The sequence below is a fragment of the Luteitalea sp. genome, assembly GCF_022842525.1.
Taxonomy (GTDB): domain Bacteria; phylum Acidobacteriota; class Vicinamibacteria; order Vicinamibacterales; family Vicinamibacteraceae; genus Luteitalea.
This window is the reverse complement of record NZ_JALHPM010000086.1, coordinates 12,307-27,412: the sequence shown is the minus strand read 5'-3', so window position 1 is coordinate 27,412 and position 15,106 is coordinate 12,307. Positions and strand designations below refer to the sequence as shown.

Annotated in this window: 15 protein-coding genes and 1 tRNA gene; 3 read left to right on the top strand and 13 right to left on the bottom strand. The window is 69.7% G+C overall.

What is annotated here, in order from left to right:
* Positions 1-270: hypothetical protein (locus Q0C41_RS17185; RefSeq protein ID WP_291985628.1), on the bottom strand; the 270-nt coding region annotated here is incomplete at its 3' end.
* Between the two features lie 193 nt (positions 271-463).
* Here Q0C41_RS17185 and Q0C41_RS17180 point away from each other — a divergent pair.
* Positions 464-805, top strand: a complete 342-nt coding sequence (locus Q0C41_RS17180; protein ID WP_291985626.1) for a hypothetical protein — start codon at positions 464-466, stop codon at positions 803-805.
* A gap of 42 nt (positions 806-847) precedes the next feature.
* Here Q0C41_RS17180 and Q0C41_RS17175 read toward each other — a convergent pair.
* The 3 genes from Q0C41_RS17175 to der all read right to left on the bottom strand — a co-directional run bounded on the left by Q0C41_RS17175 (position 848) and on the right by der (position 3,054).
* Positions 848-924 (bottom strand) — tRNA-Pro (locus Q0C41_RS17175).
* 73 nt (positions 925-997) lie between these two features.
* Complete coding sequence (locus tag Q0C41_RS17170) at positions 998-1,618, bottom strand: MerR family transcriptional regulator (RefSeq protein ID WP_291985624.1); 621 nt, start codon at positions 1,616-1,618, stop codon at positions 998-1,000.
* A 56-nt stretch (positions 1,619-1,674) separates the two neighbouring features.
* Positions 1,675-3,054 (bottom strand): ribosome biogenesis GTPase Der, encoded by a 1,380-nt coding sequence (gene der / locus Q0C41_RS17165; RefSeq protein WP_291985622.1) that lies wholly within the window; start codon positions 3,052-3,054, stop codon positions 1,675-1,677.
* Between the two features lie 60 nt (positions 3,055-3,114).
* On the opposite strand from der, the gene Q0C41_RS17160 reads away from it, so the two are divergent.
* Positions 3,115-3,387 (top strand): HU family DNA-binding protein, encoded by a 273-nt coding sequence (locus Q0C41_RS17160; protein ID WP_110172211.1) that lies wholly within the window; start codon positions 3,115-3,117, stop codon positions 3,385-3,387.
* Positions 3,388-3,469: 82 nt separating this feature from the next.
* Positions 3,470-4,438, top strand: a complete 969-nt coding sequence (locus tag Q0C41_RS17155; RefSeq protein ID WP_291985617.1) for a site-2 protease family protein — start codon at positions 3,470-3,472, stop codon at positions 4,436-4,438.
* 121 nt (positions 4,439-4,559) lie between these two features.
* Here Q0C41_RS17155 and priA read toward each other — a convergent pair whose 3' ends face one another.
* Genes priA through Q0C41_RS17110 form a run of 9 tightly spaced genes read right to left on the bottom strand, consistent with a single transcriptional unit; the run spans position 4,560 to position 15,013 of the window.
* Positions 4,560-7,034 (bottom strand): primosomal protein N', encoded by a 2,475-nt coding sequence (gene priA, locus Q0C41_RS17150; protein WP_291985615.1) that lies wholly within the window; start codon positions 7,032-7,034, stop codon positions 4,560-4,562.
* Complete coding sequence (locus Q0C41_RS17145; protein WP_291985613.1) at positions 7,034-7,864, bottom strand: uracil-DNA glycosylase; 831 nt, start codon at positions 7,862-7,864, stop codon at positions 7,034-7,036. Before Q0C41_RS17145 ends, priA begins: the two co-directional genes overlap by 1 nt.
* The gene (coaBC, locus tag Q0C41_RS17140) at positions 7,861-9,081 is read right to left on the bottom strand and encodes a bifunctional phosphopantothenoylcysteine decarboxylase/phosphopantothenate--cysteine ligase CoaBC (protein WP_367079234.1); all 1,221 of its coding nucleotides are present in this window, start codon (positions 9,079-9,081) and stop codon (positions 7,861-7,863) included. Before coaBC ends, Q0C41_RS17145 begins: the two co-directional genes overlap by 4 nt.
* Positions 9,082-9,111: 30 nt before the next feature.
* Entirely contained in the window at positions 9,112-9,321 is a 210-nt protein-coding gene (locus Q0C41_RS17135; RefSeq protein ID WP_291985611.1) for a DNA-directed RNA polymerase subunit omega, read from the bottom strand.
* Positions 9,322-9,366: 45 nt separating this feature from the next.
* The gene (gmk, locus tag Q0C41_RS17130; RefSeq protein ID WP_291985609.1) at positions 9,367-10,011 is read right to left on the bottom strand and encodes a guanylate kinase; all 645 of its coding nucleotides are present in this window, start codon (positions 10,009-10,011) and stop codon (positions 9,367-9,369) included.
* Positions 10,001-10,873 carry a YicC/YloC family endoribonuclease gene (locus Q0C41_RS17125; RefSeq protein ID WP_291985607.1) on the bottom strand — a complete coding sequence of 291 codons (873 nt, stop codon included), beginning with the start codon at positions 10,871-10,873 and terminating at the stop codon, positions 10,001-10,003. Before Q0C41_RS17125 ends, gmk begins: the two co-directional genes overlap by 11 nt.
* 8 nt (positions 10,874-10,881) lie before the next feature.
* Positions 10,882-12,684 carry a lipid A export permease/ATP-binding protein MsbA gene (gene msbA, locus Q0C41_RS17120; protein ID WP_291985605.1) on the bottom strand — a complete coding sequence of 601 codons (1,803 nt, stop codon included), beginning with the start codon at positions 12,682-12,684 and terminating at the stop codon, positions 10,882-10,884.
* A 19-nt stretch (positions 12,685-12,703) separates the two neighbouring features.
* The gene (galE, locus tag Q0C41_RS17115; RefSeq protein WP_291985603.1) at positions 12,704-13,714 is read right to left on the bottom strand and encodes a UDP-glucose 4-epimerase GalE; all 1,011 of its coding nucleotides are present in this window, start codon (positions 13,712-13,714) and stop codon (positions 12,704-12,706) included.
* A 3-nt stretch (positions 13,715-13,717) separates the two neighbouring features.
* Complete coding sequence (locus Q0C41_RS17110; protein ID WP_291985601.1) at positions 13,718-15,013, bottom strand: UDP-glucose/GDP-mannose dehydrogenase family protein; 1,296 nt, start codon at positions 15,011-15,013, stop codon at positions 13,718-13,720.
* Positions 15,014-15,106 lie beyond the last annotated feature (93 nt).

Here is a 15,106-nt window from a genome sequence, read left to right as displayed (position 1 = left end):
GCCCACGGCCACGCCGGGACGCGTGCGCGCCAGCGTCGCTACGTCCATGGCGTCGGCCGCCGCGCGGAACGCGAAGGCGCCCGCATCCGGTCGGCTCAGCAGCCACGTTGCCGATACCAGGTCCCGATAGCCGAGCAGGTGCGCGTGCGTAGTGCTGACGCGCATGGCCTGGCCGAGCGACTGCGGCCGAAACAGCGCCCAGCCGGCGAAATAGAGCGTAGTGAGGCCGATGGCCGTGGCCGACCAGTGGATGGCGCGCTCGGAGTCCATGCTGAGAGGACCCCTGCGAGCCGTCATCGGTTCCCGGCTGAGGCAGGAACAATTCAAGATTCAAAGTTCAGAATGAAGCGCGGGGCGAACACCGCCGGGCAGCCGCCGCAACGGCCTGGTCGCCCGTGCGGCGCAACCACGCAACGCGGAGCGTCTGCTTGCCCGGGGCGGCCGGGCATGCTAGAAGCCGGAGATGCCCGCCGTTCCGCTCACAGTGGTGGCTCCCCTTGTAGTGTTCGCCAGCGTGGCGATCACCGTGGGTGTGTGGGCAGCGCTCTCACTCGTCGTGCGGCCCAGTGCCGAGTCACTGTGGTGGACCCAGGCCGTGGCGGTGTCCGCGGGCGCGCTCTTCGCCGCGCGATGGAGCGGTCAGAGCCGATGGGCACGGAGCGCCGTGCCGGCATTCGCCTTCAGTATCCTGGCCTTGCAGCACCTCCGCACCCACGGCGTGACGGTCGTCGGTGTGGTGCTGGTCGCCGTCGCCGTGGGGCTGAACGTCCTCCACGTATCAGCGATGCGCGCGCGCCAAGGCTGACGCTTGCGGCATTGACAAGTGCGGTGTTATGCGGGGAGTGATTGGTCGGGACGGCGAGATTCGAACTCGCGACCCCCTGAACCCCATTCAGGTGCGCTACCAGGCTGCGCTACGTCCCGACATGCGCCGTGCGGCGCGAAGGCGGATTGTACCGCATCACGGGCAGGCTGAACAACGGTCCCGACGCCGTGATCAGCCTCGTCGTCCGCGCCTGGCCGTCGGCGACGCGCCCGGGGCGGCCTCGCCGCTCAGGAACTCGAGCAGCGACCGCATGTCCTGCTTGATCTGCACGAGCGTCTCGCGCGCCACGGCCGGCACGACGGGGGGCGCCGCCTCCGCCGACGGCGACGCCGTGGCCCCCGAAGGCGCAGCGACCACCGGAGCGGGGGTGGCTGGCGCGGACGCAGGCGTGACCACAGGCACCGGTATGGGCGCGGGCGTCGGCGCCTCGTTCGCCGGTTCGGCACGCGGCGCAGCGGTCTTCGCCTGCGCGGCCTTGGCCTGCGCCGCCTGGACTTCGGCGACGAACGCGAACAGGTCGTCCTGGGGCGGCGGCTGTTCGGCATCGAACCGGCGCCGAACGCCCGACAGCGTCAGGCCCTCGACGAACACGAGGTCGCGGATGCGCAGCACCCGCTCGACGTCGACCCGACGATAGATCCGCGGTCCGCCCGGCGTCTTCGACAAGCCGAGGTCCGGGAACTCGGATTCCCAGGACCGCAGCACGTAGGGTTGGATCTGCGCGAGTTCGCAGACCTCGCTCGCCTTGAACGCGGGCTTGTCCGGAATGGTCACGCTCTGGGAATCCGCCACGGGGGAAGTATAGAACTCGGGAATCGGGAACCGGGAATCGGGAACCGGAAACCGTCCTATTTCTCGCCCCGCTCCCGCCCGCCCCGCTTTCGGACGGTGATCCGGATCGGCGTGCCCTCGAAGCCGAACGTCTCGCGCAGGTTGTTGATGAGGAAGCGCTCGTACGAGAAGTGGAACGCCGTCGCGACGTTGGTGAAGAACACGAACTGGGGCGGACAGGTGCCGGTCTGCGCCGCATACAGGATCTTCACGTGGCGCTTGTCCGGCGTCGAGGGCGGATGCTCCCGGCCGACACGCTCGACGAAGCGGTTGAGCTCCCCCGTCGTGATCCGCTTGCGGCGGGCGGCCGCCACGCGATCGACCGTCTCGAGCAGCTTCTGGGCCCGCTCCCCCGTCAGGGCCGACAGGTGCAGCAGCGGGGCGTAGTCGAGGAACTTCATCCGGTAGCGCTGTTCCTCGTCGAAGGTCTTGTAGTAGCGGTCGCCCTCGCCCTTGGTCAGGTCCCACTTGTTGGCGGCGATGATCATGCCGCAGCCGAGGCGCTCGGCCTCCCCGGCGATGGCGGCGTCCTGATCGGTGGCGCCCTGCGAGGCGTCGATCACCAGCACGGCCACGTCGGCGCGTTCCATGGCGCGCTTGGCGGTCAGCACGCTCACCATCTCGACGGTGTGCGCGCTGGCCACCTTGCCGGGCCGTCGGATGCCCGCCGTGTCGACGATCCGGAAGGTGCGCTTGTGCCACTGCAGCAGGGTGTCGATGGCATCGCGGGTCGTCCCCGGGATGTCGCTGACGATGGTCCGCTCTTCCCGAAGCAGCCGGTTGACGAGCGACGACTTGCCGACGTTGGGCCGCCCGACGATCGCGACCGCGATCTCGTCCGGCGACTCCAGCGTCACCGCTTCGCCGACCTTCCCCGCCGCCTTGAGCTGGACCTGGACCTCGTCCATCAGCTCGTGGACGCCGGTGCCGTGCTCGGCCGCGATCTCGAAGACGTGATCGAAGCCGAACGCGAAGAACTCGTACATCCGGTCGCGGGCCCGCTTGTCGTCGGCCTTGTTGACGGCCAGCAGCACCGGCGCCTGGGCCACCCGACGAATCTCCGCCGCAATCTCGTCGTCTCCCGACACGCGCCCCTCGCGGCCATCGACGACGAACACGATCAGGTCCGCCTGCAGGATGGCGCGCTTGCCGTGCTCGACCACCATGTCGTGCAGCGGATCCTCGGTGTGGCCGAAGATGCCGCCGGTGTCGACGAGCTTGAACGGCATGCCCTGCCACTCGGCGTCATGCGCCATGACGTCGCGGGTCGTCCCGGCCATCGCGTTGACGATGGCGCGGCGAGTGCGGGTGATGCGATTGAACAGCGTCGACTTCCCTACGTTGGGGCGGCCGACGAGCACCACGGTGGGCAGCGCGCGGGCGTGTGAACCGGTCATGCGGACATCTTGCGGATTGACACTCTAAACCCCTGTATCTATGCTTCTTAGCGGCTCACGATGATCAAGGTCGACATCATCAACGAAGTGGCGACCATCGCCGACATCACCAAGGTGAAGGCCGAGGTCGCCGTCGAGGCCGTGTTCGAGGCGATGCGTGAAGCCATGAAACGTGGCGAACGCATCGAACTGCGCGGTTTCGGCGTCTTCCAGGTGAAACCGAGAAAACGCGGCATCGGCCGCAACCCCCGGACGGGCAAGGAGGTGCGCATCCCGCCGGGCCGCACCATCCGCTTCAAGCCGGGTAAAGAACTGCAGAACATCGGCGGCTGAGCCCCATCAGCCCGTGTCCACGCCTCCGCTCCCACCCCCCGACACCGACGCCTCACCCGATCCTCGCCCGACGGTCGTCCCCATGCAGTGGTCTGCTGCCGAGGGCGCCTGGGTGACCGGTTCGCCGCCGTCGATGGAGCCTCGGGCGCGCTACGGGTCGCGCCCCTGGGTGCATCTGTTGCTGCTCCTGGCGACCCTGTACACGATGACGGAGGCCGGCGCCGGCTTCTACCTGAACTACCTGACCGCTGTCGGGCTGCGCCCTGCGCCGCCTGACCTGACCCGCGTGCAGGCCTATCTGGGGGGACTCTGGTTCAGCATCCCGGCCCTGCTGATCCTCGGCTCGCACGAGATGGGTCACTACATCGCGTGTCGATATTACCGGATTCCCGCCTCCCTCCCGTACTTCGTCCCGGTGCCGACGCTGGTCGGGACACTCGGCGCCGTGATTCGGATGGCCCTGCCCGGTACGCGCCGCGCCCTGTTCGATGTCGGCATCGCCGGCCCGATCGCCGGCTTCCTGGTGCTGCTGCCCCTGGCGACCTACGGCGTCTCGCACTCGTACGTCGTCCAGTTGCCGCGCGCCGTGGCCCTGCAGGGCTTCAATCTCGGCGACCCCCTGCTGCTGACGTGGCTGCAGCACACGTTCTTCGGCACCCTGCCCGACCGCAGCGTCTTCGTGATGCATCCCACCGGGTTCGCCGCCTGGTTCGGTCTGCTGGCCACCGCGCTCAATCTGTTCCCGGCCGGACAGCTCGACGGAGGCCATATCGTCCACGCGCTGGTCGGACGCGCGTCGCGGTACGTCACCATCGTCTCGATCCTGATCCTGGTGAGTCTGGCGGTCTTCGTGTCGTACAGCTGGGCGGTGTGGAGCGCGCTGCTGGTGCTGATGGCTTACGCGTTCGGCCTCGACCACCCGCCCGTCGGTGAGGAACACCTCCCGATCGGCCGGGGGCGCATCGCGCTGGCCGTCTTCGCCGTCGTGATGTTCGTGCTGAGCTTCACCCCGGTGCCCATCAGCCCAATCGACTTCATCGGCGGGCGCTAGCGGCGGCGAGGGCGACCGATCGGGCTCCGCGGGAGATCACTGACCGTCGACCTGCTGGTCGGGCTCCGCAGCAGATCACTGACCGTCGACCTGAAGGTCGACGGCTACAGTCGGCGGCTCCTCACAGCATCGACAGCGGATCGACGTCCACGGTGACGTGCTTGTGCAGCGATGGCATGGCGCTGAGCGCCTGCCGCGTCGACTGACGCATGGCCGCGCGATCCCGCCCCTTCAGGAACAACTGCACGCGCGACTCGCCGCGGAGACGCCCGAGCGGCGCCGGGGCGGGGCCGAGCACGCCGAACCGCTCCGCCGCCAGGCTCCGGAGGCGCTCGGCCAGCACCCCCGCCTCCCGGAGCGCCGTCGCCAACGATTCGTGCCGCACGACGATGTTGATCAGCGAGAGCCAGGGCGGATAGCGCATGCGCTCGCGGAATTCGAGTTCCCGCTCGACGAACTCGTCGTAGGCCTGCCGGGACGCCATGCCGATCGCGTAGTGATGCGGGTGCAGCGTCTGGACGATGGCCTCGCCACGCACGTCGCCGCGGCCGGCACGCCCCGCGACCTGTGTCAGCAGCTGGAACGTGCGCTCGGCGGCACGGAAATCCGCCACGCCGAGGCCGATGTCGGCCGAGACCACCCCCACCAGCGTGACCTGCGGGAAGTCGTGCCCCTTGGCGATCATCTGCGTGCCGACGAGGATGTCGATCTCGCGCGCCGCAAACCGGCCGAGCACGGCCCCGATGGCGCCGCGACGCTGCATCGTGTCGCGATCGACTCGCGCAATCCGGGCGTCGGGGCAGGCGGCGTGCACCTCCTGCTCGACGCGCTCGGTGCCGATGCCCGTGTACTCCAGGAACTCGCCCGTGCACGACGGGCAGGCCTCCGGCAGCGGCGCGGCATAGCCGCAGTAGTGGCACCGCACCTGCGCCGCGCGGCGATGCACGGTGAGCGTCACCGCACAGTTGGGACACTCGGCCGTGTTGCCGCAGCCGCGGCACAGCAGCGACGGCGCATAGCCACGTCGATTGAGCAGCACCATGGCCTGCTCGCGGCGTGCGAGGCAGGCCTGCAGGGCGTCGCGCAACGTCGGGCTCAGGACCACGTCCGGGCCGTCCTGCGCGAAGACGTCGCGCATGTCGACGGTGCGCACCTCGGCCAGCGGCCGATTGTTGACGCGTTCACGCATCCGCACCAGCCGGTACCGCCCCTCGGCGGCATGCCGCCAGGTCTCGAGCGAGGGCGTCGCCGACCCGAGCAGCGCGAGGGCGCCCGCGTCCCGGGCCCGCACCATCGCGGCATCGCGCCCGTGGTACCGCGGGCTCTCCTCCTGCTTGTACGCGGTGTCGTGCTCTTCGTCGACGATCACCAGCCCGAGCCGCGGCAGCGGCGCGAACACCGCCGACCGCGTGCCGATGACGATGTCGACCTCGCCTCGCCGGATGCGGTGCCACTGGTCGTAGCGCTCGCCGTCGGAGAGCCCACTGTGCTGGATGGCGACGCGCTCGCCGAACGCGCGCCGGAACAGCGACGCCACCGCCGAGGTCAGCGCGATCTCGGGGACGAGCAGCAGGACGCCCCGCTCCTGCGTCAGGGCCGCCCGCGCCAGGCGCAGGTAGACCTGCGTCTTGCCGCTCCCCGTGACGCCGTGCAGCAGCGCCGGATGGAATCCCTGGCCGATGAGGGGCTCGAGGACGGCGAGCGCGTCGGCCTGCTCGGGCGTCACCGGGAGGAACAGCGGCGCCGCCAGCACCTCGGACGTGCCGGCCGATCCGCTCGCGAACGGGTCCCGGGCGACGGCGCGCCACTCGACCTGCGCCAGTCCCATCGCCACGAGGCGCCGGACCACCTCGCTGCCGATGCCCTGATCGCGCAACACGCTGGCGTCCATGCCCTCGGGGGTCCCGACGAGCACGGCGATCGCGGCGGCCTGCTTGGCGCCGAGACGGGCCGTGGCGGGCTCGAAGGCGGCGGCGGTCGGACGGATCCAGCGCTGCTTGCGCGACGCATCCGCCTTGCCGGTGACCACGGGCTGCAGCCGCACGGTGCCGGCCTTGAGCAACCGGCGCACGGCGCGCGAGATGATCTCCGGCGTCGCGTCGAAGCCCTTCGCCCGCGTCGCCACGGCGCGCGCGACCTGCCGGCGCACCACCGGTCCCTTCTCGCGCAGGAGGTCCAGGATGGCCTCGTCCACCGGCTGGTCGAGGGGCAGTTCGCGGGCCGCGTGCCGCTCCGCATCCGCCGCATCGTCGGCCAGCGCCAGCGTCATGTCGCTGCGCAGCCACCCCTTGGGCGGCATCGCCGAGGAGATGACCTCGCCGGGACCGGCCAGGTAGTAGTCGCCCACCCACAGCGCGAGATCGACGACCTCCTCGGGCAGGAACGTCACATCGTCGAGGACCTCGAGGATGTCGCGCAGGCGGGCCGGGGTCTCGTCGTCGAGGGGCGCGTTGTCGTGCGTGACGAGGCCGGTGACCTTGCGCGGGCCGACCTGCACCACCACGCGCGTGCCCCGGGGCGCCTGGACGCCGTCGGGCAGGCGGTAGGTCAGCAGACCGAGCCCGGGCACGGGCACGGCCACGCGGACCAGGCGCATCAGCGCTCCTCGCCTCGCAGGAGGGATCGCACCAGCTTCATGTCCTCCCACGTCTCCCGCTTCTTGTCGGGACTGCGCAGGAGATAGGCCGGATGGAAGGTCGGCACCAGCTGGGCGCCGCGGAACGGGTGCACCTGCCCGCGCAGTTTCGTGATCGGCGTGTCGGTACGCAGCAGCGACTGGGCGGCGAACTTGCCGAGCGCGACGATCACCCGGGGCTTCACCAGATCGATCTGGCGGAACAGGAAGGGCTCGCAGGTCGCCACTTCATCGGGCTCGGGATTGCGGTTGCCCGGCGGGCGGCACTTGATGACGTTGGCGATGTAGACGTCCTCGCGCCGCATCTCGATCGCCTCGATGATCTTCGTCAGCAACTGGCCCGCACGTCCGACGAAGGGAATCCCCTGGACGTCCTCGTCGCTGCCCGGGGCCTCGCCGACGAACATCAGGTCGGCCGACGGGTTCCCGACGCCGAAGACCACCTGGGTGCGGCCGAGCGTGCACAGCTTGCAGCGCGTGCACTGCGGCCCGATGTGTGTACGCAGCTCGTCGAGAGAATCGAATGACGCCATTGGGGCGGACCGATCGGCGAGCAGTCCGTCTCCTCCATGACCGTCGACCTGATGGCCGACGGCGACAAGACTCGGGTCGACGGCCACAGGGCCGCGAACGTCGGGTAGGGCCGACTCTCCGATGGGTAGGGCCGGCTCTCCGAGCCGGCCGTCACCCCGGCTGGCCGTCCACGCGGCCTCGCGACTGAACCCGGTGATGCCGAGGTCGGCGTAGAACTGCAGGTGCGCCCGCAACTGCGCGCGCGGATCGTCGCTCATGGCGCCACCGTCGCGACGGGCGTCGCGGCCAGCCGCTCGGCAAGGAACGCCACGATGCGCGTGGCGAGCGCGGTCTTGGTCTCGAGCGGGAAGGTCTGCACGCCCTCGGCCGTCACGAAGCTGCCGATGTTGGTCTCGACCTCGAATCCCGCGCCGGCCTGGCTGACATCGTTGGCGACGATGAGGTCCACCTGCTTGGACTCGCGCTTGCGCGCGGCATGGGCCAGCACGTCGGTGGTCTCGGCGGCGAAGCCGACGAGCACGGGACGGGCACGCCCCTCCCGCCAGCGACCGAGGTCGGCCAGGATGTCGACGGTCCGCTCGAGCGTCACCGTCAGGTCGCCGTCCTGCTTCTTGACCTTGTCTCCAGCCGCGCCACCTGCGGGCGTGTAGTCGGCCACCGCGGCGGCCATGACGATGGCATCGGCGGTCGCCCGTGCGGCGGACACGGCCCCGTGCATGTCGTGGGCGGATCGCACCCGCACCGTCCGCACGCCTGGGGGCGGCGCCAGCGATGTCGGACCGAGCACCAACGTGACGTCGGCCCCCAACTGGGCCGCTTCAGCCGCGATGGCGATACCCATGCGGCCGCTGGAGCGGTTGCCGAGATAGCGCACGGGATCGAGGTCCTCGAAGGTCGGCCCGGCGGTCACGAGCACCCGTCGCCCGCGCAGGAGGCGTGGCGGGTCGATGATGCGCAGGGCCTCGGCCGCAATGACGTCTGGCTCGGCGAGGCGCCCCTTGCCGACCCACCCGCAGGCCAGATACCCCTCACCCGGCTCGACGAATCGCACGCCGCGGGCCCGCAGCGTGGCCATGTTGGCCTGCGTCGCCGGATGGTCGTACATGTGGGTGTTCATCGCCGGCGCGACCAGAACCGGCGCGCGCGTGGCGAGGGCCAGCGACGTCAGGAAGTCACTGCCGAAGCCGTGGGCGAGTTTGGCGAGGGTGTTGGCCGTGGCCGGGGCCACCAGCAGCAGCGCCGCTTCGGAGGCCAGCGCGATGTGCTCGATGTCGGCATTGGCGCCCGGCGTCCACTGGCTGGTGATCACGCGGCGCTGTGTGATCGCCTCGAAGGTCAGCGGGCCCACGAAGCGCGTGGCGGCGCGCGTCATCACGACGGCGACCTGGTGGCCGGCCTTCTGCAGCAGGCGCACCACTTCGACCGCCTTGTAGGCGCTGATGCCGCCGCTGACGCCAACCGCCACGAGGGCCAAATGCCGCCTCCCGCCGGAAAGTCCGAGGTCTCAGGCGAACGGACGCATCTGCGGATCGATCGCCGGCTCGTCGTCGTACACCGGCTGGATGAATCCCTCGATCACTTCGCGCTGGGCGGTGCGGGCCGGCTTGCCGCTCGGCTCGACCTTGGGCACGCAGCCTTGAAGCAGCTGCTTGGCGCGCGCGGAGGCGACGACGACGAACTCGAAGGCGTTGGGAAGGGTGCTGCGGTCAACCATGTGGGTGATCTCTGTGTTCTCGGGCGATGCCGGGCCCGGCCGGTGTCAAGCGACCGGCTGAACGCCGAACGTCTTGAGAATCGCATCGGCGTGGCGTCGCATCCGTTCCCGGCGTACGCGCTCGGCCAGAATGATGCTGCGCATGGCCGTCACGCAGGCATCGAGGTCGTCGTTCACGACCACGTAGTCGTAGTCTTCGTAGGCCGCGACTTCGGCACGCGCCGTGTCGAGCCTGCGCCGAATGGCATCGTCCGAGTCCTTGCCGCGGCCCCGGAGCCGCTGCTCCAGGACGTCGAACGAGGGCGGCAACACGAAGATGGTCCGGAGCGAAATCCCTGTCGCCCTGACCTGTCCGGCGCCCTGCACGTCGATGACGAGCACCACGTCCTTGCCGGAGGCCATCAGGCTCTCGGCGTCGGCGCGGCCAGTCCCGTAGAGATTGCCGAAGACGTCGGCATGCTCGAGGAACGCGCCCCTGGCCACCATGGCCTCGAACGCGGCGCGGGACACGAAATTATAGTCTACCCCGTCGCGCTCCCCTGCCCGGGCCTGCCGCGACGTGTAGCTGCGCGACATGGTCAGTTCCGGCACCACCTGTACCAGACGCTCCACCACTGTCGTCTTGCCGGTCCCCGACGGGGCGGAGACCACGAACAGCTGACCTTCGGCTGGGTGGCCGTCACTCGACATTCTGGACCTGCTCCCTCATCTTCTCGAGCTCGGCCTTGGCCGTCACGACCAGCGCGGAGGCACGAGCGCCCTCCGCCTTGGACCCTATTGTATTCACCTCGCGGTTCATCTCCTGCAGGAGAAAGTCGAGCTTGCGGCCAACGGGCTCGTCGCCGCCGACCAACTCGACCCAGTGCGCGAGGTGCGCGCGCAACCGCACCAGTTCTTCCCGGATGTCGGATCGCGCCACGAACTTGACCACCTCCTGGGCCACGGTGGTCTCGTCCACCTGCGGCTCGAGGCGCAGTTCCGCGACCCGCTGGAGCAGACGCTGGTGCAGGGCCTCGGCGCCGTCCCGGCTGGCCTCCTCGAGCGCGTCGACCAACCCGAGGAGGGCCCCCCGGCGTTCCTCGAGTTCGATGGCCAGGAACTGCCCCTCCTTGCGCCGCATCTCGTTCAGCGCCCCAAGGGCCTCGTCGAGCACGGCCTGCACCACCTGCTCGAGGCGGGCCGCATCGACGGCCTGGCGCTCTTCCCGGACCTTCAGGATCTGCGGGATCCGGAGGATGTCGCCCGGGTGCAGCGGACCGGCGAGCAGTCCCTTGTCGCGCGCGCGACCGACCGCATCGCCGACGGCCTGGAGGAGGGCCTCATCGATCTCGACCATCGTGACCGGCTCGACCCGCTCCTGCACGGTGATCGCCACTTCCAGCCGTCCGCGAGCCAGGCGCTGCTGGATCGCCGTGCGACACGTCGTCTCCAGGCCCTGAATCGACTGCGGCAGGCGGAACTGCACGTCGAGGTGACGGTGGTTCACGCTGCGCAGCGTGACGTTGACGGCGAGATCCTCGGTCTCGCTCGTGGCGGCGGCAAAGCCGGTCATCGACACAATCATCGGTCTTCCAACACCGGCGCCGGGCTGGGGCGCGAAGAGGGCGACGCCTCGCCGAGGCGTCCGTCACTCGCCCCATTGCCGAACATCTGCAGGGCGTAGAGGCGGCTGTACACGCCGCCCGGGCGGGCGAGCAGATCGTCGTGACGACCCGTTTCGACGATGCGGCCGTGTTCGAGCACGATGATGCGGTCGGCACTGCGCACGGTGGACAACCGGTGCGCGATGACGAACGACGTCCGGTTCCGCATGAGCACCTGCAGGGCGTCCTGCACGAGGCGCTCCGACTCGGCGTCGAGCGACGAGGTCGCCTCGTCGAGCACGAGGATCGGCGGGTCCTTCAGCAGGGCGCGCGCGATCGCCAGGCGCTGTCGCTGGCCGCCGCTCAGGCGCCCGCCGCGCTCGCCGATCCGGGTCTCGTACCGCTCCGGCAGCATGGCGATGAACTCGTGCGCATGCGCCGCGCGCGCCGCCGCCTCGACCTCGGTCAGCGAGGCGTCCGGACGGCCGTACGCGATGTTGTGGGCGATGGTGTCGTCGAACAGCACGGTCTCCTGCGTCACCAGCCCGATGTGGGCCCGCAGCGAGGCCAGCGTGGCATCGCGACTGTCGAGGCCGTCGATCAGGATGGCGCCGCCGGTGACGTCGTAGAACCGCGGCAGCAGGTTGACCAGGGTGCTCTTGCCGGCGCCACTGAGACCGACGATGGCGATGATTTCCCCGGCGTCGACGCGGAACGACACGCCGTCGAGCACGGTCCGCCGCTCGCGGTCGGCATAGGCGAAGCTGACGTCCCGGAACTCGATGCCGTGTCGCGGACGTGGCATCTCGATGGCCCCGGGGCGGTCGGTGACCTCCGTGTGCGTATCGAGCAGTTCGAAGATCCGCTGGGCGGCGGCCATGGCCTGTTGCAGCGTGGCGTTGACCCGGCTCAGCCGCTTGATCGGCTCGTACATCAGGAACAGCGTCGTGACGAAGAGCATGAACTCGCCCATCGTCAGCCGGCCCTGGCCGATCTGCGAGGCGCCGTACCAGATCATGGCGGCCACGGCCATGCCGCCGAGCCACTCCATCAGCGGCGGCAGCGCCGAGACGGTGCTGGTCACCTGCATGTTGGTGCGGTAGACGCGGTGCGACGCCTCTTCGAAGCGCGCCTGCTCGCGCGCCTCCGCCCCGAACGCCTTGACGATGCGGTGGCCGCCGAAGGCTTCGGCGGTGATGTGCGTCAGGACCTCGAGCTGTTCCTGCGAACGGCGCCCGCGGCGTCGCACGCGCTGGCCCAGTCGGACGAGCGGATAGATGAGCACCGGCGCGCCGGTGAGCGAGACCAGGGCGAGCCGCGCGTCGTGGTAGAAGAGCAGCCCGATGTAGCCGATGAGCGTCACGCCCTCGCGGACGAGGTCGCCCACCGTCTGCGCCACGACCTGCTGCACCTGGTTGACGTCGTTGTTGACCCGCGACAGCAGTTGCCCGGTGGAGCGCCTCGAGAAGAACGCCGCCGACTGCCCGAGCACGTGGCCGAACATCTCGTTGCGGATGTCCCGCACGACGCGCTGCCCGACGTCGGTCATCAGGTAGGCCGAGAGATAGGCCCCCAGCCCCTTCACGAGATAGACGCCGACGATGGCCAGCGCAATCGTGGTGAGCTGCGACTGGCTGCCGAGGGCCTGATCGAAGATCGGCTTGATCAGGTAGACCACGCCGGCCGACGCGGCGGCATACGCCACCATCGCCGCAAACGCGGCGACCAGCCGGGCACGATACGGCGACGCGTAGCGGAGCAGCCGGAGGAGAACAGTCACGCGTAGGGCTTATCGGCCCTCAGTCGCCGTAGCCGTTGGGGTGCGCGTCGAACCAGCGCCACGCCGTCCCCACGATGGCATCGAGATCGGCGTACCGGGGGGTCCAGCCGAGGGCGGCACGGATGGCGCCGTTGGCGGCGTACAGGCTCGAGGGGTCCCCCGGCCGTCGCGGCGCGACGGTGTAGGCGACCGGCCGACCGGCGACGCGCGCCACGGCATCGATGACCTCCTTGACCGAGTGCGGCGTCCCGGTGCCCACGTTGAAGCGGGCCGAGGGACCGCCGTGCTCGAGGGACACGAGGGCCCGCAGGTGCGCGTCGGCGAGGTCGGTGACATGGATGTAGTCCCGCAGGCAGGTCCCGTCGGGCGTCGGGTAGTCCTCGCCGAAGACCTTGAGGGCATCGGTGCCGCGGGCCGCGAAGATGGCCCGGGGAATGATGTGGATTTCCGGCGAGTGATCCTCGCCCAGCACCCCATCGGGATCGGCACCGGCGGCGTTGAAGTACCGCAGCGCCACGCTCCTGAGCCCGTAGGCCGTCTCGAAGTGCGGCAGCGCCCGCTCGACCGCGAGCTTGGTCTCGCCGTAGGCGTTGATGGGCTGTTGCGGATGCGTTTCGTCGAGCGGCACCCGTTGTGGCTCGCCATACGTCGCGCAGGTGGACGAGAAGATCAGCCGCGTCACCCCGGCCCGGCAGAGGCCGTCGAGCAGGCCGAGCGACCCGGTCACGTTGTTGCGGTAGTAGCCGGCGGGATCGGTCACCGAATCGCCGACCGACAGCCATGCCGCGAAGTGCAGCGCCGCGTCGATGCCATGCTGCCGGCAGGTCGCCTCCACCGTCGCCGTGTCAGCGATGCTCGCCTCGACGACCGCGAGCTGGCCCGGCGCCGCGATGGTCTGCAGCGCGGCACACGCGCCGCGGTGGCCGGCCGAGAAGTCGTCGAGCACGACGACCTGGCGACCGGCCTCGAGCAGGGCCTTCACCGTATGGCTGCCGATGTATCCGGCCCCGCCACTGACGAGCACGGCCATGCGCTAGCGTCCGATCGAGTAGTACGTGAAGCCCTGCGCCGCGATCGCCTCGGGCTTGTAGATGTTGCGGCCGTCGAAGATCACCGGCGCCTTCATCCGCTTCTTCATGCGGGCGAAGTCCGGCTCGCGGAACTCGTTCCACTCGGTGACCAGCGCGAGCGCATCGGCGTTCTTCAGCGCGTCGTAGGCCGTTCTGGCGTACGTGATGCGGTTGCCGAAGATGCGCCGGGCGGCGTCGTGGGCTTCGGGGTCGTAGGCCTGGACCGTCGCGCCGGCCTTGAGCAGCCCCTCGATGATCGTGATCGCCGGCGCCTCGCGCATGTCGTCGGTGCGCGGCTTGAAGGCCAGGCCCCACACGCCGATGGTCTTGCCCTTCAGCGACCGCAGGCGCTGCTTCATCATCTGCAGCAGCTTCTTCTTCTGCTGCGCGTTGACGTCCTCGACCGCCTCGAGGATCTTGAAGTCGTAGCCCTTGTCCCTGGAGAACTTCAGGATCGCCTTGACGTCCTTCGGGAAGCAGCTGCCGCCGTACCCGACGCCCGGGAACAGGAACGAAGGCCCGATGCGGTTGTCCGAGGCCACGGCACGCCGCACCTGGTCGACGTTGGCGCCATAGAGCTCGCACACCCGCGCCACTTCGTTCATGAACGAGATGCGCGTCGCCAGCATCGCGTTGGCGGCGTACTTGCACAGCTCGGCGCTCGCGCAGTCCATCACCATGATCGGCGCGCCCGTGCGGGTGAACGGCGCGTACAGCTCCGTCATCAACTGGGCGCCCCGGGCGTCATCGGCGCCGATGACGACGCGGTCCGGCTTGAGGAAGTCGTCCACCGCCGCGCCCTGCTTGAGGAACTCGGGGTTGCTGACCACGCTGAAGGGGTGCGACGTCTCCTTGCGCATGACCTCGCGCACCTTCTCGGACGTCCCGACGGGCACCGTGCTCTTGTCCACGATGACCTTGTACCCGTCCATCGCGCGGGCGACGTCGCGCGCGACGCCGAGCACGTGCTTCAGGTCGGCAGACCCGTCCTCGGCCTCGGGGGTGCCCACCGCGATGAAGATGATCGTGGACGCCTTGACGGCCGCGGCCAGGTCGGTCGTGAAGCTCAGGCGCTTTTCCGACGCGTTGCGCTTGACGACTTCCTCGAGCCCGGGCTCATAAATCGGAATCTTGCCCCGCTTGAGGCCCTTGACCTTGTCGACGTTGGAATCCACACAGACGACGTCGTTGCCGTTCTCGGCAAAACACGCCCCCACGACGAGGCCGACGTAGCCCGTCCCCACCACCGCAATCTTCACACCGAGCTCCTCCCGGCCGCGGGGCGCCTCGCGCCCCCTGCCCTCGCCGTCGTGCCCGGACAGCACGCCGGCGGGTCGCCGAACGCCTTACGC

Bases quoted from the DNA above. Each gene is read 5' to 3' on its own strand.
- priA (WP_291985615.1), bottom strand. From the start codon at position 7,034: ATGCGCCTGGTCCGCGTGGCCGTGCCCGTGCCCGGGCTCGGTCTGCTG.
- Q0C41_RS17180 (WP_291985626.1), top strand. From the start codon at position 464: ATGCCCGCCGTTCCGCTCACAGTGGTGGCTCCCCTTGTAGTGTTCGCC.
- Q0C41_RS17155 (WP_291985617.1), top strand. From the start codon at position 3,470: ATGCAGTGGTCTGCTGCCGAGGGCGCCTGGGTGACCGGTTCGCCGCCG.
- Q0C41_RS17145 (WP_291985613.1), bottom strand. From the start codon at position 7,864: ATGAGCGACGATCCGCGCGCGCAGTTGCGGGCGCACCTGCAGTTCTAC.
- Q0C41_RS17135 (WP_291985611.1), bottom strand. From the start codon at position 9,321: ATGGTTGACCGCAGCACCCTTCCCAACGCCTTCGAGTTCGTCGTCGTC.
- Q0C41_RS17160 (WP_110172211.1), top strand. From the start codon at position 3,115: ATGATCAAGGTCGACATCATCAACGAAGTGGCGACCATCGCCGACATC.
- Q0C41_RS17125 (WP_291985607.1), bottom strand. From the start codon at position 10,873: ATGACCGGCTTTGCCGCCGCCACGAGCGAGACCGAGGATCTCGCCGTC.
- galE (WP_291985603.1), bottom strand. From the start codon at position 13,714: ATGGCCGTGCTCGTCAGTGGCGGGGCCGGATACATCGGCAGCCATACG.
- der (WP_291985622.1), bottom strand. From the start codon at position 3,054: ATGACCGGTTCACACGCCCGCGCGCTGCCCACCGTGGTGCTCGTCGGC.
- gmk (WP_291985609.1), bottom strand. From the start codon at position 10,011: ATGTCGAGTGACGGCCACCCAGCCGAAGGTCAGCTGTTCGTGGTCTCC.